Source organism: Paeniglutamicibacter sp. MACA_103, from assembly GCF_045798555.1.
GTDB lineage: Bacteria > Actinomycetota > Actinomycetes > Actinomycetales > Micrococcaceae > Paeniglutamicibacter.
In genome coordinates this window covers 69822-89810 of the sequence record NZ_JBIXLN010000017.1, presented here as the reverse complement: position 1 = coordinate 89810, position 19989 = coordinate 69822, and the positions used below count along the sequence as shown (strand labels likewise).

20 protein-coding genes and 3 tRNA genes are annotated in these 19989 nt (G+C 67.3%); 15 read left to right on the top strand and 8 right to left on the bottom strand.

All coding sequences use genetic code 11. From position 1 onward, the window contains the following. Positions 1-8: 8 nt before the first annotated feature. Positions 9-1481, bottom strand: a complete 1473-nt coding sequence (locus ACIPVK_RS10205) for an NCS2 family permease (RefSeq protein WP_407611860.1) — start codon at positions 1479-1481, stop codon at positions 9-11. A gap of 170 nt (positions 1482-1651) precedes the next feature. On the opposite strand from ACIPVK_RS10205, the gene ACIPVK_RS10200 reads away from it, so the two are divergent. Continuing rightward, positions 1652-2623, top strand: a complete 972-nt coding sequence (locus ACIPVK_RS10200; protein ID WP_407611859.1) for a universal stress protein — start codon at positions 1652-1654, stop codon at positions 2621-2623. An 85-nt stretch (positions 2624-2708) separates the two neighbouring features. Here the strand turns inward: ACIPVK_RS10200 and ACIPVK_RS10195 are convergent, their stop codons facing one another. Continuing rightward, the gene (locus ACIPVK_RS10195; protein WP_407611858.1) at positions 2709-4349 is read right to left on the bottom strand and encodes a C40 family peptidase; all 1641 of its coding nucleotides are present in this window, start codon (positions 4347-4349) and stop codon (positions 2709-2711) included. A gap of 434 nt (positions 4350-4783) precedes the next feature. Continuing rightward, positions 4784-5155 (bottom strand): metallopeptidase family protein, encoded by a 372-nt coding sequence (locus ACIPVK_RS10190; RefSeq protein WP_407611857.1) that lies wholly within the window; start codon positions 5153-5155, stop codon positions 4784-4786. Positions 5156-5338: 183 nt separating this feature from the next. Here ACIPVK_RS10190 and ACIPVK_RS10185 point away from each other — a divergent pair. From ACIPVK_RS10185 to ACIPVK_RS10150, 8 genes are all read left to right on the top strand, one after another. Further along, positions 5339-5411: transfer RNA gene (locus tag ACIPVK_RS10185), tRNA-Glu, on the top strand. An 80-nt stretch (positions 5412-5491) separates the two neighbouring features. Then, positions 5492-5565: transfer RNA gene (locus ACIPVK_RS10180), tRNA-Asp, on the top strand. 55 nt (positions 5566-5620) lie between these two features. Further along, positions 5621-5696, top strand: a tRNA-Phe gene (locus ACIPVK_RS10175). A gap of 211 nt (positions 5697-5907) precedes the next feature. Continuing rightward, positions 5908-6345, top strand: a complete 438-nt coding sequence (locus ACIPVK_RS10170) for an Asp23/Gls24 family envelope stress response protein (protein ID WP_407611856.1) — start codon at positions 5908-5910, stop codon at positions 6343-6345. Then, positions 6342-6533, top strand: a complete 192-nt coding sequence (locus tag ACIPVK_RS10165; protein ID WP_407611855.1) for a hypothetical protein — start codon at positions 6342-6344, stop codon at positions 6531-6533. The genes ACIPVK_RS10170 and ACIPVK_RS10165 overlap by 4 nt, the downstream gene beginning before the upstream one ends. Next, on the top strand, positions 6530-6895 hold the full coding sequence (locus tag ACIPVK_RS10160; protein ID WP_407611854.1) for a hypothetical protein: 366 nt from the start codon (positions 6530-6532) through the stop codon (positions 6893-6895). Before ACIPVK_RS10165 ends, ACIPVK_RS10160 begins: the two co-directional genes overlap by 4 nt. After that, positions 6895-7470 (top strand): hypothetical protein, encoded by a 576-nt coding sequence (locus tag ACIPVK_RS10155; RefSeq protein ID WP_407611853.1) that lies wholly within the window; start codon positions 6895-6897, stop codon positions 7468-7470. Before ACIPVK_RS10160 ends, ACIPVK_RS10155 begins: the two co-directional genes overlap by 1 nt. Beyond that, positions 7467-8081 (top strand): hypothetical protein, encoded by a 615-nt coding sequence (locus ACIPVK_RS10150; RefSeq protein WP_407611852.1) that lies wholly within the window; start codon positions 7467-7469, stop codon positions 8079-8081. The genes ACIPVK_RS10155 and ACIPVK_RS10150 overlap by 4 nt, the downstream gene beginning before the upstream one ends. Before the next feature lie 10 nt (positions 8082-8091). On the opposite strand, the gene ACIPVK_RS10145 is transcribed toward ACIPVK_RS10150, so the two are convergent. From ACIPVK_RS10145 to ACIPVK_RS10135, 3 genes are all read right to left on the bottom strand, one after another. Further along, complete coding sequence (locus ACIPVK_RS10145; RefSeq protein ID WP_407611851.1) at positions 8092-9093, bottom strand: YdcF family protein; 1002 nt, start codon at positions 9091-9093, stop codon at positions 8092-8094. A 61-nt stretch (positions 9094-9154) separates the two neighbouring features. After that, complete coding sequence (locus ACIPVK_RS10140; RefSeq protein ID WP_407611850.1) at positions 9155-10006, bottom strand: hypothetical protein; 852 nt, start codon at positions 10004-10006, stop codon at positions 9155-9157. Between the two features lie 3 nt (positions 10007-10009). Beyond that, positions 10010-10813 carry an exodeoxyribonuclease III gene (locus ACIPVK_RS10135; RefSeq protein ID WP_407611849.1) on the bottom strand — a complete coding sequence of 268 codons (804 nt, stop codon included), beginning with the start codon at positions 10811-10813 and terminating at the stop codon, positions 10010-10012. 241 nt (positions 10814-11054) lie between these two features. Here ACIPVK_RS10135 and ACIPVK_RS10130 point away from each other — a divergent pair, with 241 nt between their 5' ends. From ACIPVK_RS10130 to ACIPVK_RS10105, 6 genes are all read left to right on the top strand, one after another. Then, entirely contained in the window at positions 11055-12554 is a 1500-nt protein-coding gene (locus ACIPVK_RS10130) for a CoA-acylating methylmalonate-semialdehyde dehydrogenase (protein WP_407611848.1), read from the top strand. 5 nt (positions 12555-12559) lie between these two features. After that, positions 12560-13633 carry an enoyl-CoA hydratase/isomerase family protein gene (locus ACIPVK_RS10125; RefSeq protein WP_407611847.1) on the top strand — a complete coding sequence of 358 codons (1074 nt, stop codon included), beginning with the start codon at positions 12560-12562 and terminating at the stop codon, positions 13631-13633. Between the two features lie 15 nt (positions 13634-13648). Further along, positions 13649-14575 (top strand): 3-hydroxyisobutyrate dehydrogenase, encoded by a 927-nt coding sequence (gene mmsB, locus ACIPVK_RS10120; RefSeq protein WP_407611846.1) that lies wholly within the window; start codon positions 13649-13651, stop codon positions 14573-14575. Positions 14576-14721: 146 nt separating this feature from the next. Continuing rightward, complete coding sequence (locus ACIPVK_RS10115) at positions 14722-15537, top strand: hydrolase (protein WP_407611845.1); 816 nt, start codon at positions 14722-14724, stop codon at positions 15535-15537. Between the two features lie 131 nt (positions 15538-15668). Beyond that, the gene (locus tag ACIPVK_RS10110; protein WP_407611844.1) at positions 15669-16784 is read left to right on the top strand and encodes an ABC transporter permease; all 1116 of its coding nucleotides are present in this window, start codon (positions 15669-15671) and stop codon (positions 16782-16784) included. Positions 16785-16852: 68 nt separating this feature from the next. Then, complete coding sequence (locus tag ACIPVK_RS10105) at positions 16853-17581, top strand: ABC transporter ATP-binding protein (RefSeq protein ID WP_407611843.1); 729 nt, start codon at positions 16853-16855, stop codon at positions 17579-17581. A gap of 28 nt (positions 17582-17609) precedes the next feature. Here the strand turns inward: ACIPVK_RS10105 and ACIPVK_RS10100 are convergent, their stop codons facing one another. Then, a complete protein-coding gene (locus ACIPVK_RS10100) occupies positions 17610-18134 on the bottom strand; it encodes a MarR family winged helix-turn-helix transcriptional regulator (RefSeq protein ID WP_407611842.1) in 525 nt (174 codons plus the stop codon). Between the two features lie 52 nt (positions 18135-18186). Then, the gene (locus tag ACIPVK_RS10095; RefSeq protein WP_407611841.1) at positions 18187-19902 is read right to left on the bottom strand and encodes an AMP-binding protein; all 1716 of its coding nucleotides are present in this window, start codon (positions 19900-19902) and stop codon (positions 18187-18189) included. Positions 19903-19989 lie beyond the last annotated feature (87 nt).

Genomic DNA, 19989 nt, shown 5'->3' with positions numbered 1-19989 from the left:
TGGCGTGCCTAGATGCCGATGGCCTGCTCGATGACGCCGATGCCGAAGAACAGCACGAACGCGCCGGCGACGGCCCACATCAGCGGGTGCACCTCGCGGGCGCGGCCCTGGATCGAACGGATGAAGACGAAGGCGACGAAGCCGGCGCCGATGCCGTTGGCGATCGAGTAGGTGAAGGGCATCAACACGAACGTGAGGAACGCCGGGATGGCCACGCCCCAGTCGTTCCAGTCGATCTTGGAGACGTGCGAGATCATCATGAAGCCGACAACCACCAGGGCGGGGGCGACGGCCTCGAACGGCACCAGGTGGATCAGCGGGGTCAGGAACATGGCGGCCAGGAACAGCACGCCGGTGACGATGGAGGCCAGGCCCGTGCGGGCGCCCTCGCCGATGCCGGCGCCGGATTCGACGTAGATCTGGCTGGAGGAGCCCGAAGCCGCGCCGCCGACCACAGCACCCATGGCGTCGACCAGCAGCACCTTGTCCACGTCCGGGATGTTCCCGTCCTCGTCGACCGTCCCGGCCTCGTTGGCCAGGCCCACCATGGTGCCCATGGCGTCGAAGAAGATCGACAGCAGGATCACGAAGGCCAGCAGCAGGGCCGAGGTGGCGCCCAGGGTGCTGAACGCACCGAAGACGTTGGCCTGGCCCACCAGGGACAGGTCCGGAAGGGCCCAGGTCGGCATCGAGGGGGCCACCAGGGACCAGCCCTGCGGGTTCGCCGTCCCGGTGGCGGCATCGAAGGACGGGCCGATGTCGAAGACGGCCTCGAGGATGTTGGCCAGGACGGCGGAGACCACGATGCCGATGAGGATGGCGCCCTTGGTCTGGCGCACCACCAGGGCGATGGTGAGCAGCAGGCCCACGAGGAACACCAGGATCGGCCAGCCGGTCAGCGAACCGTCAAAGCCCAGGCCCACCGGGACGGTGGTGCCGGCGGCGTCCGGGACGCGGCGCACGAAGCCGGCATTGACCAGGCCGATGAGCGCGATGAACATGCCGATGCCGACCACGATGGCCGACTTGAGGCTGGCGGGCACCGCGTTGAACACCGCGGTCCGGAATCCGGTGAGCACCAGCACCAGCATGGTCACGCCGGAAATGACGACGAGTCCCATGACGTCGGGCCAGGTGAGTCCCGGGTTGGCGGCGACGGTGACGGCGATGAAGGCGTTGACGCCCAGGCCGGCGGCCATGGCGAACGGGTGCTTGGCCCACGCCCCCATGAGGATCGTCATGATGCCGGCGACCAGCGCGGTGACGGCAGCGACACGGGCAGAGCCCAGCGCGTCGCCGTTGGAGTCGGCACCGGAAAGGATCAGCGGGTTGAGCACCACGATGTAGCTCATGGCGAAGAAAGTGGCGAAGCCGCCACGGATCTCCCGCGAGTAGGTCGAGCCGCGTTCGGTGATCTTGAAATACCGGTCCATACGGGACAGGTCGGTCCTTTGGGAGAGGGTTTTTTCCTGAGGGGGCATGTGGGAATTATAGTTCGGCTTTACGCCGCTAGGCGAAAAATCCGGGGAGAAATGCGCCACGCTCAACGACAGATAGACCCACGTCACACTGTGGTGAACAATGGGAGTACGGGACCTCGTACGGGGGAAGCCCGGGAGGACTCAGACCGTTACACGTAGGAGTGAAGACGATGAGCGAAAACAGCAAGTCCCAGGGTGGCGCCGAGGTCATCGAAGGGATCGTTGTCGGCGTCGACGGTTCGGACCAGGGCCTCTGCGCCCTGAAATGGGCGGCGCAGGAAGCCAAGAGGCGCGGAAGCGTCTTGAATATCGTGACCGCCTATACGATCCCGGTCTTTGCCGCGTCCTCCATGGACGCCGGCTATGCAACGCTGGATGACCAATTGATCCGCAACGGCGCGGAGGAAGTCGTTCGCCAGGCGCGGGCCACCATCACCGATACGGACATCACGGTCCGCACCTACATCGAGTCGGGCGATCCCGCCGGGGTGTTGCTGGACCTGAGCCGCCAGGCCGAACTGGTCGTGGTCGGCACCCGCGGCCGCGGCGGATTCGTGGGCAGGCTGCTCGGCTCGGTTTCCAGCGCGCTGCCGGCACACGCCAAGTGCCCCACGGTCGTGGTTCCGCTGTGCGTGGCCACGCGGGACGAGGATGCATCGAAGGTCCAGGACCGGATCGTTGTCGGTGTCGACGGATCCGACCGGGCGCGTCTGGCCGTGCTGGTGGCCGCCGAGCTGGCAGCCACCCGCGGACTGACCCTGCGCGTGGTGTGTGCCCTGGCCCCGATCAGCGGCGCACTGGCCTGGATGCCGGCCACCGTCGACCAGGAAGCGGTTACCGCCGACGTACGCCACCAGATGGGGATCGGCAAGGCCTGGCTGCAGAGCCTGTTCCCGGGACTCGAGATCGAAACCGACGTCATCGACGGCGCCCCGGTGGAGATCCTCATCCGCGAATCGGAGACGGCGCTGCTGCTGGTGACCGGCTCGCGCGGCCGCGGCGGCTTCGCCGGCATGCTGCTGGGCTCGACCAGCCAGGGCGTGCTGCACCACTCCAAGGGCCCGGTCATGGTGGTCCCGGACGGCGAGGATCCGCGCCTGGCCTCCCGCCAGGAGTTCGAGGACAGGGCCAACGGCCTGTAAGCCGTTTTCGCTCTCCAATGCGTGAGGGCGTGGCAACCACTGGTTGTCACGCCCTCACGCTTTTGTTCTTGGAGTGGGTCCTGCCCTAGTAGCGTCCCGCATACGGGTGCAGGTTGTTGACCCAGCTCAGTTGGGTCACGGAGATGCCGCTGGCCGGGTTGCGCGCATGCAGGACCTGCCCGCCGCCCAGGTAGATGGCGACGTGGTAGAAGGAACTGCCGCCATTGGACGAGGAGAAGACCAGGTCGCCGGGGCGCAGCTGGCTCAGGGGGACCTTCGTCGGCGCTGCCGCATACTGCTGCGACGAGGTCCGGGGCAGGTAAATGCCCGACTTGGCGTATGCGGCCTTGGTGAAGGACGAGCAGTCGTAGAAGTCGGGTCCGTTGGCACCGTACCTGTACTGCTTGGATTCGTCGTTTGCAATCATGTGGCCCCAGGAGAAGGCGGCGTTGTAGTTGCCGGAGGACTGCGGCGCCTCGGGCTCCTTGGTGGGCTCGGGCGTCGGCTCGGGCTTGGGCTTGATCGACGGTTTCGGGGCCTGCGGGGCGACCGTCGGCTTCGGCGAAGGGGTTGGCTTGGGCTTCGGCTTAACCGTTTCCTTCGGAGCCTCGGGCTCCGGAGCCGGCTTGGGCTTTGGCGTGACCGTTTCCCTGGGCGCCTCGGGCGCGGGAGTCGGCTTAGGGGTGGCCTTGGGCGTCTGGGGAGCGGGCTTGGCCGGTGCCGGTGCTTCCTTCGGCGGAACCGCGACGGTGAGTTGCGGGGCCTTGGGCGCGGACGGCTTGGGAACCAGGGTTTGGTTCTGCGGGCGCTCGTCGGGGACCCTGGGCGGGGCGGCCAGCGGCTTGATCTCGGGCGCCTTGCTCTGCGCGACCACGAGGGGCTTGGCCTGGGGCGCGTTCTGAATCAGTTCCTGAAGCTTCTTGGCCTCGGCGGCCGCCTCCTTGGCGGCAATGCGCTCGGCTTCCTCACTGGCATCGACGTCGTGCAGGTACGCCAGTTGCCCGATGAGCTCTTCGCGGAGTTTTTCCTGGGGTGCGACGGAGGCCTGGAAGCTGGAAAGCGTCGACGATGCTTCCGCCGCAGCGGTTTGCTGGGCCGCGGTGGCTTCGTCGGCAGCCTTGGCAGCGGCAGCGGCATAGTCCTGCCATGCGGTCCACAGTGCGGCAGCGTCCTCGGCGTTGCTGACCGTCAGGGTGCGGTTGGCGCTCAAGGCGTCCATGGTGGAGGCCTTGTACAGGACGTCGTTGTCCTTGGAGTCTTCGAGCAGCGTGACGACGCCGGGATTGATTCCGCCATTGCGGTACAGGTCCGAGGCCAGGGCCCCGACGTCCTTCTTGCTCGAGAGCAGGTATTCGGTGGCTTTTTCAGCCTCGGCGGCGGCTTCGGCGGCGGCCTGGGTGCGTTCGGCGAGCAGTTCATCGGCGGCCAGCAGGTTGTCCTGGGCGTCCAGTGCGGCGGCCTCGGCGGTGATGATGCCCTGGCGACCGGATTCGATGTGGGACTCGAGCCGTTCGACCAGCGCCTTCAGCGCCTCGGGATCGGACTTGGCGGCCTGCAGCTGCGCCTGGGTGGGAAGCGCGGCGCTGGAGGTGTTGGGCTCCGTCGCGACACTGAGGGTTAACGGTGCTGCCGCTGTTGACGCCACTGCCGGGAGCGCGCCGCTAAAGCACGTGGCAGCCAGCGCAATTGAGCAGGCGGCGACGCCCAGTGTTTCCCTGATTGCCATGCCGTGTAGTTCCTTACTTCGGCGATCGGTATGCAAGTCCTGCAACAGGTGCGGGAAATACGGCCGGAACGGTGCGGCCTGATCGCTGCTTCCTCTAGCACCTTATGGGATAACTATTCACACTGGCAACACCAGTCACATCATTAACTGCAATTACAGCGGTGTAATTATTCGATAATTTTCTCGGAATTTTGGCGGCATTTCGAAATGGCCCATCCGCCCGCAAACGGGTCGTCATAGGTCAGGGCGGAGTGTCGAGATTGCCGCCGATCCGTCGAACGCCCGATGCCGACGGCCGTTGGGGCCGGTCGGCACGCGGTGGGGGTATCGGGCGAGGCCGTATTAATGCATGGCGGTTATTCGGAAAGTTCGATCGTTTGCGGCCGGTCGGGGATCTTGTTTTGGCCGTGAGTCCCGTGGGGGAGGGTCCTGCCCTAGCCCCACCCGAGTTCATGAAGCCGATCGTCGTCTATGCCGAAATGGTGGGCAATCTCGTGAACGATCGTGATCCCGACTTCTTCGACAACCTGCTTCTCGCTGGAGCAAACCTCAAGGATCGCGTCCTTGAATATGGTGATGCGGTCGGGCATGGCCCCGGCGCCCCAACCCGAATCACGTTCCGTGAGTGAGGTTCCCTCGTAAAGCCCCAGCAGCTTGGTCGTGGGATCCTCGCCGGGCAGCGGCGTGTATGCATCCTCGATGAAGATGGCGACATTCTCCATCATGGAAAGCAGGGCTTCCGGGATTTCGTCCAGGGCACGCTCGGCCACAATCTCAAACTCGTCGTCAGTCATTTCGTACCCCATGAGTTGCACTCTACCTACTGCCCGACCGGGCCTCGACGGCCGTTCGGCGAGGTGAACGGCCGGAGGCCGGGGCAAATACGTCCGTGTCGATCATCACGCGCGCCTCGTTTTGCGCGGTGGGAAATTTACCTCTATAGTTATTTGAGTCCACTGCGGCGGAGTAATCCAGCGCGGTGGTTCCTGGCCCCCATCGTCTAGCGGCCTAGGACACTGCCCTTTCACGGCAGCGGCACGGGTTCGAATCCCGTTGGGGGTACGCACGAAATCTGGATTTTGTCGGAGCGAAAAGCTCTGGTAGAGTTCTTGTCTTGTGAGCGAGGGAGACTTCGCGAATAAGGCCCTGTAGCGCAGTTGGTTAGCGCGCCGCCCTGTCACGGCGGAGGTCGCGGGTTCAAGTCCCGTCAGGGTCGCTTAGGTTTTCCGGTTCGCCGGAAGATCGGGTGATCATCTAGCCTGATGATGCCAGGCTCTGTAGCTCAGTTGGTAGAGCGTTCGACTGAAAATCGAAAGGTCACCGGATCGACGCCGGTCGGAGCCACCATCTAAAACCCCCTTGTTTCCAAGGGGGTTTTTGCTTTAACCCAGTACCCGCACTCCCGCACCTTGCGGACCCGCATTTTCGGGAAAAAGTGGTCGGCGTTGTCTGAAGAACCCCAACCCACCTGCCAATTCTTGCGATGTCCATCACAATCGGCTGTAGGCTGGGGGCGTACGCCGAGCATGGTGAGGCGAGCGCAGAGAGGACCGGACCCATGGATCGTGAACTTTCGGTGCACAACCTGCCCGAAACTGAAGCCAGCGGAACAACGAAAATCACCGACCTCGCCGTGGCAAAGGTCGCCGCGGCTGCCGCTCGCGGCATTCCCGGGGTCCATTCCCTGGGACTGGGAACCTCGCGGGCGCTGGGCGCCCTGCGCGGCGCTGTGGGTTCCGCCACCGAGCCGGCCCATGGGGTCAGCGTGGAAGTCGGTACGCGGCAGGTCGCCATAGACCTTGTGCTCACCGCTTCGTACGGGTACCGCCTGCACGACCTGGCGACGGCGGTGCGCGAGGCGGTATTCGTCGCTGTCCAGGACCTCACGGACTTCGAGGTCATTGAGGTGAACATCGAGATCGGGGACGTGCATCTTCCCGTCCCCCAACCCGTATCCGAAAAACGGCGCAACGCGGCGACGGAAGGCCAAGCATGAAAGTGACACTCATTGGCGCGCTCCTGGGGGCCATCCTGGCCTGGGCCGCGCTTGAGCACGGCCTCGGAGGCTTCCTCCTGATGGCGCTGTTCATGTCCATCGGCGCCCTGGCATCCAGGGTTGTCGGCGGGCGGGTCGACATGCGCGCCATCCTTGACGCCCTGACCGGGCGACGATCTTCGTCATGAGCCAGAGCGTCCCCACGCCGCTGCGGGAAGCGGCGAGTGCTCCACGCGCCGGTCACACCCGGGTCAGCGCGCAGGCACTCACCGCCACCGCGCGGGCGGTGGCTGCCAACGTCTTCGGTGTGGACCCGGGACTGGTGCGGGCGTTTCTGCGCGACGACGCAGGCTACCTGGCACTGACCGTCCACCTGCCCTTGCCGTTGGCCGGCCCCGCAGCGTCCGCGGGACCCACCGTCCTCGACCGGGTGCGCAGCCAGCGGGGGGAAATAGGCAAACAGTTCAGCGAGCTGACCGGTTCCCTGGTCAGCCGGGTTGACGTGCGGGTCACCGGGATCGTGGATTCCGCCGCAGATCGGAGGCGCTGATGCGGGAGGAAAACGCGGACATCAGGGAGCGGGAGCTCACCAGTGGTCGTTCGCCGGCGGCCATCGCCGTGGCGGTGCTCGCCCTGCCGGTATGCCTGTACGCCCTTCTGGAGTCGGCGCTCAAGGCCCTGGGCCAGGAAGCGCTGCTTGCCGCCCCGGAAACCTGGTGGCACTGGATTTCGACGCTGCCCGGGCGTCTGGACCCCGCGGCACAGGTGGCCATTGGCCTCTGCGCCCTGGTCTTTGGGTTGGTGCTGCTGGTGCACGGGCTGCGCCGCGGGCGCCACGCCCGCCACGCGCTTGCCTGCGAGGACGGTGTGGTCCTCGTCGACGACCAGGTGCTGGCCGCGTCGCTGGCAAGACGCGCCCGCGCCGAAGCCGGCGTGGGACCCGGGCAGGCAATTGTCACCGTGCACCGCGACCGTGTCGAGGTGCAGCTGAGCCCGACCTCGGGCACGCCCATCAACCCCGCACTCGTCGTGGCCGGGCTGGAGGACGAGCTGCGCACCAACCTGGTCGAGCCGCTGCCGCAGGTCTACATCAGGGTTGCCGAACGTGGGGTGATCGGCCAGTGAACCGCACTCCCCGCTTGCTCAACCGGATCCTGCTGGCCATCGTGGGCTTGGCGCTGCTGGCATGCGGCGCGCACCTGGTGTTCTCCGCCCTTTCGCCGGGCTACGCCGCCGGGTGGCGGCGGGTCGCGGCCGATGCGGGCGCGCGGACCAATGAGGTCCTGGCGGCCACCACGCTGCCGGGGCAGCGGGAATCCTGGCTGTGGATCCTCATCACCGCCCTGCTTCTTTGCCTCATCCTGTTGGCGCTGTGGTGGATTGCCGTGCAGGGCCGTGGCCGGGGCGGCGACTACGTTTCCGCCTACTTTGACGACGAGCCCCTGCCGGGCCGGGTGGAGATCTCCCAGAGCGCGGTCGAGCAGGCGCTGCGCCATGTCCTGGGGCGGCGCAACGACGTCATCTCGATCGGCGTCAGCGTCTGGGAGCTGGAACCGGACGCCGGGCTGCGGATCAAGGTCCAGCCGCGCAAGGGCACCGCGCCCGGGCCCCTGGGCCGGGACGTTGCCCGGGCGGCGCAGGTGGTCCAGCAGGCGCTGGGCGTCAGCGGTCCCGTGGTGGTGTACCTGGCGGTGGGCGCGCGCTCCCGCTTCGCCCGGGTCGAGCGCGTCCTGTAGCCGAACCGGGCTACCCCCGGTTCGCGATGAACGCCATGACCAGCACCCCGGTGAGGCCCGCGAACGGCAGGAACAGCAGCGCGTGCAGCCACTTGTGCTCCACCAGCACCGCCACGTACTCGCGCAGGAACGCGCTTGGCAGGTAGTACCGGGCCGTGGGTGATCCGACCACCTCGGCGTCGATCTGAAGCCGGCGGGCCAGCAGCGCCGCACGCAGCACGTGGTAGTTGTTGGTCACCGCCAACAGCGGGCCGCTGCGTCCCGCGGCGGCAAACGCCTTCGCGGAGAGCCGCAGGTTCTGCTCGGTGTTCACGGCCCGGTCCTCCACCACGACGTCCTCGGGCGCAGCCCCGGCCGAGACCAGGTACTCGCCCATCGCCACGCCCTCGGGGAACGGCTCGTCGGCCCCCTGGCCGCCGGAGGGAATCAGCAGCGGCCGCGGCGAGGTGCTGCGGTAGATAGCCAGCGCCTTGTCGAGCCGGCTGCGCAGCAGGGGCGGCACCTTGCCGTCGACCAGCCGCGAGCCCAGCACCACGATGCCCCGCGGGTCCTCGCGGAACGGCATGCGCCCGTACGCGACGGCGTAGGCGAGGAACACCACGAACACCACGCCGAAATAGCTGCACAGGAAGAAGAGCAGCGCCGCCAGGCCGACGCCCAGCGGATTGAGCGTCAGCACCAGCGCAACCGCCAGCACCGGCAGCCCGATGAGCAGCAGGCCCAGCAGCAGCGAGACCATGTTGCCCAGGCGCCTGCCCTCGTTGCGGTGCATCACCACGCCGTTGTGGATCAGCGCGGCCGCGAGCGCCAGGATCGCCAGCGGGGCCAGGGCCAGGACGGCCAGGTAGACGTAGGAAGCCCCGGGGACCCACTGCGTGAACAGGTTGCCGAGCTGGACCAGCAGCAGGTAGCAGGCTGCCACCAGCACCACGCCGTTGCGCAGCATCCGGCGGTCCTTGCGCCGCAGGTGGAAGTACAGGGCAAAAAGCAGCAATGCAGGGACCAAGGTCATGATCCGAGACTACCAACCGCCGCGGATCCCGGCCGCCGGCGCGAGCCGCAACCGGAGGGCCTCAGTTGGCGCGCGCCAGCTGGCGGACGGCAAGCCACCGGTTCGACAGCCGGCGGTAAGACGCGGCGGCTCCGGTCAGGTCGGATTCGGCCAACGACTCGATGCCCAGGCGCAGGTCGTGGGGCGAATCGTCGGGCCAGACGAGCGCCGCGATGCGCCCGTAGTCGAGCTCGACCACCGACTCCTTGTCAAAGAGCTGCAGCCATTCGCTCAGCGCCGCCAGCTCGTCCAGCAGGTCCATTTCCGGTGCGTGGATGGCCAGGGTAGCCGCCGCGTAGCGGACCCGGTCCAGGGCCTGGGGCAGCGGCGTGTAGATCCGGCTGGCGAGCAGTTCCTCCCCGTCCTCGACGACATCGACCTCGTCGTCCTCGTGCACCAGGATCAGCCAGCCAAAGGGGATGCCCCAGGTCGCGGTGCGGGTGTGCAGGTGCGCCAGGTCGTCGGTGAAGCGTTGCCGGTCCACGCGCAGCGCGTTGGCCGCACGTGCGGCGTCCGGGACCAGCAGTTCCAGCAACGCCGGGCGCATGGATCCGTCGAGCTGTTCCGAGGCCAGGATGGTGCGGGTGGCCAGCTGGTCCGGGCAGTACAGGGTGTTGACGGTCCCGTCCCAGGACGTGGTGACCAGCTTGCGGAAGGATTCCTTGTGCCGGTGCGGGAACGGGTCGGAGGCGGGCCGGGTCAGGCGTTGCAGGGCCGCGGCGGCGTTGGCGTCCTCCATGGCCTCGCGGTTGGTCCGGCCGCTGGCCACGGCCAGCTTCTGGTCGGCATCCGAGAAGGCGCGCAGCGGCTCGAAAATGCGCAGGTAGGAGGTCGGCGGCAGGGCCCGCCGGTTCGCTCCGCTGACCTGCACCATGGCCTAGTCCAGCTCCACGATCACCGGGACGTGGTCGGAGGCACCCTTGCCCTTGCGCTCGTTGCGGTCGATCTGCGCGCCGACCACGCGGGCGGCCAGCGCGGGGGAGGCCAGCGTGAAGTCGATCCGCATGCCCTCGTTCTTCGGGAAGCGCAGCTGGGTGTAGTCCCAGTAGGTGTAGGTCTTGGGGGTGTCGGTGTGCGGGCGGACCACGTCGACGAAGCCGGTCTGCAGGAAGGCGTCGAAGGCGGCGCGCTCCGGGGGCGAGACGTGGGTGAGTTCGTTGGCGAGGAAGAAGTCGATGTCCCAGACATCCTCGTCGCGCGGGGCGATGTTCCAGTCGCCCATCAGCGCCACCTGCGCCTGGGGGTCCTGCGCCAGCCAGCCGGCGGCCTGCTTGTTGAGGGTGTCGAGCCAGGAGAGCTTGTAGGGCATGTGCTCGTCTTGAAGGGCACGGCCGTTGGGCACGTACAGGCTCCAGACGCGCACGCCCCCACAGGTCGCGGCGATCGCTCGCGCTTCCTGGACGGGGTCCTTGCCGCCCTTGCCGAAGGCCGGCTGGTCAACGAAGGTGCGTTCCACGTCGTCCAGGCCCACGCGGGAGGCGATGGCCACGCCGTTCCACTGGCTGAGGCCGAAGTGTGCGACCTCGTAGTCGTTGTTCTCAAACAATTCCCACGGAAAGTTCTCGTCCTTGCACTTGGTTTCCTGGATCGCCAGGACATCGACGTCGGAGCGGCGCAGCCAGTCCTCGACGCGGTCGGCACGGGCACGAAGGGAGTTCACGTTCCAAGTAGCAATCTTCACCCTTCCAACCTATCAACTCTCACCACGGCGGTCAGTTTTGCGCCGCAGCGGTTTGCCTCGCGGCCCGGCGGAGACCCCCGTGCCGCGGCGCACATGCATGGTGCGGCCATGGGCGGCGGCGGGGCACGCAAAGACCTAGCAATTTAGTAGGAAGTCCGAGTATATTTTTGGTTAACAGGCGTGGTGCGCATCACAGGCCGCTGCCGCGTTCAGGCGAACCTTGTTTAGGAGCATCAATCACATGACCCGCGAACTGACCCATTATGTGGGCGGCGCCCACGCCAAGGGAACCTCCGGCCGCTTCTCCGACGTGTACAACCCCTCCACCGGTGCCGTGCAGTCCAGGCTCCCGCTGGCCTCGGCCGACGAGGTCGCTGCCGCCGTCGCCGTCGCCGAGGCAGCGCAGGTCGAATGGGGGCAGACGAACCCCCAGCGCCGGGCCCGCATCCTGAACAAGTTCGTTGAGCTGGTCTACGCGAACATGGACGAGCTGGCGGCGCTGCTGACCAGCGAACACGGCAAGACCTTTCCCGATTCCAAGGGGGACATCCAGCGCGGGCTCGAGGTCATCGAGTTCTGCGCCGCAGCCCCGCACCTGCTCAAGGGCGAGTTCTCCGACAGCGCCGGGACCGACATCGACGTGCACTCCCTGCGCCAGCCCCTCGGCGTGGTTGCCGGGATCACCCCGTTCAACTTCCCCGCCATGATCCCGCTGTGGAAGGCCGGCCCGGCCCTGGCCGCGGGAAACGCCTACATCCTCAAGCCCTCCGAGCGCGACCCCTCCGTGCCGCTGCGCCTGGCCGAGCTCTTCACCGAGGCAGGGCTGCCCGACGGCGTCTTCAACGTCGTCAACGGGGACAAGACTGCGGTCGACGCCCTGCTGGAGGACCCGCGTGTGAAGGCCATCGGCTTCGTGGGCTCGACCCCGATCGCCCAGAGCATCTACGCCACCGCCGCGGCCAACGGCAAGCGCGCCCAGTGCTTCGGCGGGGCCAAGAACCACATGGTGATCATGCCCGACGCCGACCTGGAAATGGTTGCCGACGCCCTCATGGGTGCCGGGTACGGTTCGGCCGGCGAACGCTGCATGGCCATCTCGGTGGCCATCCCGGTCGGCGAGGCCACGGCCGACGCCCTGGTGGCCAAGCTGAAGGAACGCGTGGCCGGGCTCAAGGTCGGCGACGGCATGGACAAGGAGGCCGACTTCGGGCCGGTGGTTGCCCAGAGCGCCAAGGAGCGCATCGAGGACTACATCCAGGTCGGCGTGGACGAGGGCGCCTCGCTGCTGGTCGACGGCCGCGGGCTGATCGTTGAAGGCCACGAAGACGGATTCTGGGTCGGCCCCACCCTCTTCGACAACGTCACCGAAAACATGCGCATCTACAAGGAGGAAATCTTCGGCCCGGTGCTGTGCGTGGTCCGGGCCAAGGACTACGAGGAGGCCCTGCGCCTGCCCTCGGAGCACGAATTCGGCAACGGCGTCTCCATCTACACCCGCGACGGCGACACCGCCCGGAACTTCACCTCCCGCGTCCAAGTCGGCATGGTCGGGGTGAACGTGCCCATCCCGGTGCCGATCGCCTACTACACCTTCGGCGGCTGGAAGGCCTCGGGCTTCGGGGACCTGAACCAGCACGGCGCCGACGCCTTCCGCTTCTACACCAAGACCAAGACCGTGACCACGCGCTGGCCCTCGGGCATCCGCGAGGGCGCCAGCTTCGTCATGCCGGAAGGGAGCTAGGCGACGTGGAGGAACCACAGGTCCTTTCCGAAGTCCGCGGCAGCCTGGGCGTGATCACGCTGAACCGGCCGCGCGCCGTCAATGCCCTGACCGCCTCCATGGCCGCCACCATGCTCGAGACCCTCGGGGCCTGGGCCGCCGATCCCGCGGTGAGCCAGGTGCTGGTGCGCGGGTCCGGGGAACGCGGGCTGTGCGCCGGCGGCGACATCGTGGCCATCCACCGCGACATCGCGGCGGGCGGCACCGAGACCGAGGCGTTCTGGGCCACCGAATACCGGCTCAATTCCCTGATCAACGCCTATCCCAAGCCCTACATCGCCTACATGGACGGCCTGGTGCTGGGCGGGGGAGTGGGGATCTCCGCGCACGGAAGCCACCGGCTGGTCACCACCCGGACGCGCAGCGGGATGCCCGAGACCACCATCGGCTTCGTCCCGGATGTCGGGGGCACCTACCTGCTCTCCCGCGCCCCCGGGGAAACCGGCACCCATGCCGCGCTCACCGGCGAGCACCTGGGCGCCGCCGAGGTGCTCTACCTGGGGCTTGCCGACCACCTCATCGACTTCAACCGCGCCGAGGAGCTCTTCGCGGTCCTCGAATCCACGCCGGTCGACGAGGCACTGCCGGGCTTCGTCCTTGCGGCCCCGCCCTCCAACCTGGAATCCTGGCGGCCCTGGCTTGACGCTGCCTATGCCCACGACGACGTCGAAGGAATCCTTTCCGCGCTGCGGGAACCGGCAAGCGACGGAAACGAGGAGGCGCAGTACGCCGTGGAGACGCTGGGCAAGAAGTCTCCGACGGCGCTGAAGCTCACCCTGGCCTCGCTGCGCCGGGCCCGGCACCTGGATTCCCTCGAAGAGGCGCTGGAGCAGGAATACCGCGTGGGGCTGCGCTGCCTGAAGTCCAGGGACTTCCCCGAGGGCATCCGGGCCCAGGTCATAGACAAGGACTACGCCCCGGCATGGAACCCGGCCACCCTCGCCGAGGTCCGGCAGGAAGACATCGACGCCTGCTTCGCCCCGCTCGGGGAACGCGAACTCAAACTCAACCCACGCGCCCTGAGCGACGCGGTCGAATAACGCTGGAGGAAGAACATGACTGAAAAAGCGCCCGCCGCCGCGGGCCGGATAGCATTCCTGGGACTCGGGCACATGGGCGAGCCCATGGCCGTGAACCTCATCGAGGCGGGCTTCGACGTGGTGGGCTACGACGTCGTCCCCGCGGCCGTGGACGCGGCCGTCAATGCCGGCGTGCCCTGTGCCGCCTCGGCGACCGAGGCTGCGACCGGCGCGAACATCGTGCTCACGATGTTCCCCTCCGGGGACATCCTGCTCGATGCCTACCGCGGGGTGGGCGAACCCGGACTGCTCCAAAGCGCACCGCCCAACACCCTGTTCCTGGACTGCTCCACGATCGACGTGGCGCAGGCCCGCGAGGCGGCGCAGCTGGCGCTGGACGCGGGGCACCGCTCCGCCGACGCCCCGGTTTCCGGCGGCGTGGTCGGCGCCGAGGCCGGGACGCTGACGTTCATGATCGGCGCCGAGGAGGCAGACCTCGGGCAGATCACCCCGCTGCTGGAGGTCATGGGCAAGAAGCTGGTGCACTGCGGCGGGCACGGGTCCGGGCAGGCGGCAAAGATCTGCAACAACATGCTGCTGGGCATCTCCATGATCGGCGCCGCCGAGGCCTTCGTACTGGGCGAGAAGCTGGGACTGACCCACCAGGCGCTGTTCGACGTGATCTCCACGGCCTCGGGACAATGCTGGTCCGTGACCACCAACTGCCCGGTCCCCGGGCCCGTGCCGGCCTCGCCGGCCAACCGCGACTATGTCCCGGGTTTCGCCGGCGCGCTGATGGCCAAGGACCTCGGCCTGGCCTTGAACGCCGTGGAGAATGCCGGGGTCGCCGCGCAACTTGGCCCGATGGCCGCGCAGATCTACCGCAGGTTCGCCGACGAGGGCGGGGCGGGACGCGACTTTTCCGGCATCATCACCGAGATCCGGGACAAGTCGGGAAGCTAGGCAACCGGCGGTTCCATGCAGGGGTCGCGCCGCCTGCGGACCGAGGGTGTCCGCGACGCCCCCGGGCCGGGGGCGGTTTGATCTCAACCACTACTGGGCTTTGCAGGGTGTGGCCACGCCCTGCAAACCGGGAGAAAAGGGTCGTCATGACCATCTTCAGCTGCTCCACCTGCGCCATCGAACACGCCCAGGCGCCCAAGCCGCCCGAGAGCTGCGCGATCTGCGAGGACGAGCGCCAATGGGTCCCCGCTTCCGGCCAGTCCTGGACCACCCGCGACGAACTCGAAAACCAGGGCTACGCATTGAATGTCCACGCATTGGAGACCGACCTCTACGCCGTCACCACGACGCCGAAACTGGGCATCGGGCAGCGCGGGCTGCTGGTCCGCACCCCCGGCGGCAACCTGCTTTTCGAGCCACCCGGATTCATCGATGCGGCCGGCGCGCGCCGCATCGATGAGCTCGGCGGGGTGGCGGCCATCGCCTCGAGCCACCCGCACCTGACCGGCTCGTCGATCCAGTACAGCCACCGTTTTGGCCACGCCCCGGTCTATGTGGCCAAGGCCGACGAGCAGTGGATCCGGCGCCCCGACCCCGTCATCGAACTGTGGGACGGGAAGGCCGAATTGCTCCCGGGGCTCTGGATGTACCAATGCGGCGGGCACTTTGCCGGCAGCAGCGTCGTGCACTGGCCGGCGGGGCAGGACGGCGCCGGCGTGCTGATCACCGGGGACACGATCGCCGTGGGCGGGGACGCGAAGTCTGCAAACGCCATGCGCAGCTACGTAAACAACATCCCGCTGCCCGCCCGCGCCATCGAGCGGATCCTGGATATCGTGACGCCGCTGGAATTCTCCCGCCTCTACAGCGCCTTCGGCGTGCTGCGCGAGGATGCCCATGCCACCGTGCAGCGGTCGCTGCGCCGGTATATTTCATGGGTGGAGGGGCGGATGCCCGAATAGCGGTCGGCCCGGCACCAATCGACCATATGGTCGATGTGCGGGGGAGCGGCAAAACGGAGGATGGATACAAGACAGGGGGAAATTGCCGCCGGCAAGCCCCTCCGCCATCCACTGAAAGAGAACCTCCCGCCGTGTTTCTTGCAATCCGCGACATCCGCTTCGCCAGGGGCCGCTTCGCCCTCATGGGCTCGGTGGTCGCACTCATCACGCTGCTGCTGGTCATGCTCTCCGGGCTCACCGCGGGCCTGGGCGACCAGTCAACCTCCGCACTGAAAAACCTCGGCTCGGCGAGCACACCCGTGGACACCATCGCCTTCGGAGCCGCCAGCGGCAACGACCCCAAGGCCTCCTTCACCGAAAGCCAGGTCACCGCGGACCAGGTCGCGGCCTGGGGCGCCCGTCCGGGCGTCGCGTCGGCCGAGGCAATCGGCATCACCCAGACCCGCCTGACGGGTTCGGCCGCCGGGTCCGAAACCAGCAGCGGCACCACCAACGTCGCGGTCTTCGGCGTGCCGGCAGAAAGTTCCCTCGCACCTGTTCAGGTTGCCAAGGGAGAAGTCGTCATTGGCGAGTCCGTGGCCGAGGACCTGTCGCTCCAGGTCGGGGACACCGTCTCCATGGCCGGGACCGAGCTGACCGTCGGCGCGACTGCCGCCGACAACTGGTACTCGCACACCTCGGTCATCTACACGGACCTGGACTCCTGGGCCAGGCTTGCCCACCTGGGCGACACCACCGAGGCCGGCACCGTCATAGCCGTCACCAACCAGGACGGGGCAACCGTGGACACTGACGCCGCGAACACGGCCGCAGCCACCGTCAGCACCACCCGCACCGGCTCCTACGCCGCGCTGGGGTCCTACAAAAGCGAAAACGGCTCGCTGCTGATGATGCAGGGATTCCTCTACGGGATCTCGGCCCTGGTGATCCTGGCCTTCCTCACCGTCTGGACCGTGCAGCGCACCCGCGACATCGCGGTGCTCAAGGCCCTCGGCGGCTCCGGCGGCTACGTGCTGAGGGACGCCATCACCCAGGCCGGCATCGTGCTGCTGCTCGGAGCCGGCATCGGCGGCGGCCTCGGCATCCTCGGCGGCTCCCTTGCCGCCAACGCGGCACCCTTCCTGCTCGGCCCCGCCACCACGGCCCTGCCCATCCTCGGGGTCGTGGTGCTCGGGCTGGCCGGGGCCGGGCTCGCCGTCTCCCGCGTCACCAAGGTCGATCCGCTGATCGCCCTGGGCGGCAACTAGCCCCGCGCCAAGTCCCCGGCCGCCGCCCCTCCCTCTTCGTACCTCCCACCTTTCCGCAAAGGATTCCCATGACCACCGCTGCCACCGGCAAGAGAGCCGCAACCACCAACATGCCCCTGCAATTGATCGACCTGACCCTGGAGTACCCGGACGGGCAGGGCACCCTCAAGGCGCTGGACTCCGTCAACCTGGCCGTGGGAGCGGGCCAGATGCTCTCGCTGATCGGACCCTCGGGCTCGGGCAAGTCCTCCCTCCTGGCGGCAGCCGCCACGCTGATCCGGCCCACCAGCGGGCTGGTGATCGTCGACGGAACCACCGCCAGCGACCTGAACGAGGCCCAAACGACCGCCCTGCGCCGCGAGAAGATCGGCATCATCTTCCAGCAGCCCAACCTGCTGGCCTCGCTGACCGCCGTCGAACAGCTGATGATTTCCGACCACCTGCGCGGCAAGCCGCTGAAGCCCGCCAAGGCCCGGGCCCTGGAGCTGCTGGACATCGTGGGCTTGGCCGACAGCGCCAAGAAGCGACCGCACCAACTCTCCGGCGGCCAGCGCCAGCGCGTGAACATCGCCCGGGCCCTGATGGGGGAGCCGAAGGTGCTGCTGGTCGACGAACCCACCGCCGCGCTGGACAATGCGCGCAGCGAATCGATCGTGCGCCTGCTGGCCCGGGTGACCAGGGAATTCTCGGTGGCCACCGTGATGGTCACGCACGACACCGAATTCATTTCGCTCACCGACTCGGTCGCCGCGATGCGCGACGGCATGCTCGGGCTTCCGGAACTCGTCGGGGTCTAGGTGCGCGGATCCCGGGTGGGCGCAATCCCTACTCGGAAGTCGATTCGCCCGCGGAGAAGTCCCCGGCGTCGCGGCGGAACTTGGAGAAGATGCGGATCAGCGTGGAGATGTCGCGGTCGGAAAAACCCGAGTCCGCAAAGACCTGGGCGTTGAGCTCGAGGGTGGCCGCCGCCGCCAGCTCCCTGCCCTGCGGGGTCAGGGCAATGAGCGTGGTGCGCTTGTCGGTCGGATGCTTGGTGCGGGCCACCAGACCGGCGCTCTCCAGCCGGTCCACGGCATTGGTCACCGAGGTGGCATGGACCTGCAGCAACGCGCTGGCCCGGCTCATGGCCAGCGCGCCGTCCCGGGCGAAGCTGAGCAACGCGAGCATTTCGTATCGGGCAAAGGTGAGGTCGAAGGGCTTGAGCGCCGTTTCCGCGCGCTGCAGGAGGATCTGTTGCGTCCGCATCAGGGCGGTGATCGCGGCCATCGGCTCGGCGACGTCCTCCCACCCGTGGCGTTCCCAATTGCGTTGCGCTTCCAGGATCGGATCGCGCGGTAATGGCTGGCTCAATTTTCCCTCCGGATAGAACTCGTGCCCCAGCTTATCCAAGCCCGCTCGGGCATCAGGATTTCAGGGACGGAAAATCGTCGTCGCGGTACTCGACACCCTTGCCCTGGTGCCCGTCGGCCGCATCGTGGCGTGCCACCTCGTTGTTCCGGAGCTCCACCCGCCGGATCTTCCCGGAAATGGTCTTGGGAAGCTCGGCGAATTCCAGTCGGCGGATCCGCTTGAAGGGTGCCAGGTGTTCCCGGCAGAACCCCAGGATGCTTTCGGCCAGCTCCGCCGAGGGCTCGTGGCCCGCGGCGGTGACCACAAAGGCCTTGGGGACCGAGAGCTTGAGCGCATCGGGGGAGGGCACCACGGCGGCCTCGGCCACCGCGGGGTGCTGGATCAGCACCGACTCCAATTCGAAGGGACTGAGCTTGTAGTCGCTGGACTTGAACACGTCGTCCCCGCGGCCCACGTAGGTGATGACTCCCTGTTCGTCCATCTCGGCCATGTCCCCGGTGTGGTAAACGCCGTCACGGAAGGCATCCGCCGTCTTTTCCGCATCCCCGTAGTACGACTTCATCAGCCCCAGTGGTCGTGGATCCAGCCGCAGGCAGATTTCCCCCTCGCGGCCGGCCTCCCCCGTGGCGGGGTCGATGAGGACCACGTCGTAACCTGGCATGGGGCGGCCCATGGCACCGATCTTGATGGGCATCCCCGGCGGGTTGGCGATCTGCACGGTGGTTTCGGTCTGCCCGAAGCCGTCGCGGATCGTTTGCCCCCAGGCGCGGCTGACCTGGTCGATGACCTCGGCGTTCAACGGCTCGCCGGCGGACACCAGCTTGGCCGGAGGGTTCTTCAGTGCCGTCAGGTCCGCCTGGATGAGCAGCCGCCAGACCGTGGGCGGGGCGCAGAAACTCGTCACGGATTCGGCATCCATCTGGGCCATGAGCGCCTTGGCGTCGAAGCGTTCGTAGTTGTAGAGGAAAACGGTTGCCTCGGCGATCCAGGGCGTGAAGAAGTTGCTCCACGCGTGTTTGGCCCAACCCGGGGAAGCGACATTCAGGTGCACGTCGCCGGGTTCCAGGCCGATCCAGAACATGGTGCTCAGGTGCCCGGCCGGATACGAGGTGTGGGTGTGCTCCACCAGCTTGGCCTTGGAGGTGGTGCCGGAGGTGAAGTACAGCAGCAGGGTTTCATCGGCCTTGGTCGCAACGTCGGGAACGAATTCCGTGGGGTGCGTGGAGCTCTCGGTGTAGTCCACTTCGCCCGCCGGAGCGTCGCCGTCGACGTGGATCACCGTGTAGTCGCCGGCGACCCGGTCGAACTTTTGGGTGTCTCCGCGCCCGGCCAGGGCCCAGCGCGCGCCGCCCCGCTCAACCCTGTCCTGCAGGTCCAGGTGGGTCATCTGCGTGGTGGTGGGGATCATGACCATGCCCAGTTTGATGCCGGCAAGCATGATCTCCCAGAGTTCCACCCGGTTGCCCAGCATGACGATCATTTTCTCGCCGCGCTTCATGCCGATCGAGCGCATCCAGTTGGCGACTTGGCCGGAGCGGGCAGACAACTCGGCCCAGGTGCGGCGCGTGGAGGTGCCGTCTTTTTCGACAATGACCAGCGCATTGGTGTCGGCGCGCAACGGGTCCTTGGCAACCTGGTCGAACCAGTCGAGACCGAAGTTGAACTCCGTGAACTCGGGCCACCGGAAGTCCTCGCGGGCGCCGGTGTAATCGGTGCGCAGTTCAAGGAGTCGGTCGCGTGCTGCACGGAATTCTTCGGTAACGGTCATTGCCGTCCTTTCGACCGGACTCCTAATTAGTAGGAAGCCCTAGTGATTTGAGTCACTTGCAAATATACTTGGATATCCAAGCGTTTG

Bases quoted from the DNA above. Each gene is read 5' to 3' on its own strand.
- ACIPVK_RS10205 (WP_407611860.1), bottom strand. From the start codon at position 1,481: ATGCCCCCTCAGGAAAAAACCCTCTCCCAAAGGACCGACCTGTCCCGT.
- ACIPVK_RS10200 (WP_407611859.1), top strand. From the start codon at position 1,652: ATGAGCGAAAACAGCAAGTCCCAGGGTGGCGCCGAGGTCATCGAAGGG.
- ACIPVK_RS10195 (WP_407611858.1), bottom strand. From the start codon at position 4,349: ATGGCAATCAGGGAAACACTGGGCGTCGCCGCCTGCTCAATTGCGCTG.
- ACIPVK_RS10190 (WP_407611857.1), bottom strand. From the start codon at position 5,155: ATGGGGTACGAAATGACTGACGACGAGTTTGAGATTGTGGCCGAGCGT.
- ACIPVK_RS10170 (WP_407611856.1), top strand. From the start codon at position 5,908: ATGGATCGTGAACTTTCGGTGCACAACCTGCCCGAAACTGAAGCCAGC.
- ACIPVK_RS10165 (WP_407611855.1), top strand. From the start codon at position 6,342: ATGAAAGTGACACTCATTGGCGCGCTCCTGGGGGCCATCCTGGCCTGG.
- ACIPVK_RS10160 (WP_407611854.1), top strand. From the start codon at position 6,530: ATGAGCCAGAGCGTCCCCACGCCGCTGCGGGAAGCGGCGAGTGCTCCA.
- ACIPVK_RS10155 (WP_407611853.1), top strand. From the start codon at position 6,895: ATGCGGGAGGAAAACGCGGACATCAGGGAGCGGGAGCTCACCAGTGGT.
- ACIPVK_RS10145 (WP_407611851.1), bottom strand. From the start codon at position 9,093: ATGACCTTGGTCCCTGCATTGCTGCTTTTTGCCCTGTACTTCCACCTG.
- ACIPVK_RS10140 (WP_407611850.1), bottom strand. From the start codon at position 10,006: ATGGTGCAGGTCAGCGGAGCGAACCGGCGGGCCCTGCCGCCGACCTCC.
- ACIPVK_RS10130 (WP_407611848.1), top strand. From the start codon at position 11,055: ATGACCCGCGAACTGACCCATTATGTGGGCGGCGCCCACGCCAAGGGA.
- mmsB (WP_407611846.1), top strand. From the start codon at position 13,649: ATGACTGAAAAAGCGCCCGCCGCCGCGGGCCGGATAGCATTCCTGGGA.
- ACIPVK_RS10115 (WP_407611845.1), top strand. From the start codon at position 14,722: ATGACCATCTTCAGCTGCTCCACCTGCGCCATCGAACACGCCCAGGCG.
- ACIPVK_RS10105 (WP_407611843.1), top strand. From the start codon at position 16,853: ATGACCACCGCTGCCACCGGCAAGAGAGCCGCAACCACCAACATGCCC.
- ACIPVK_RS10095 (WP_407611841.1), bottom strand. From the start codon at position 19,902: ATGACCGTTACCGAAGAATTCCGTGCAGCACGCGACCGACTCCTTGAA.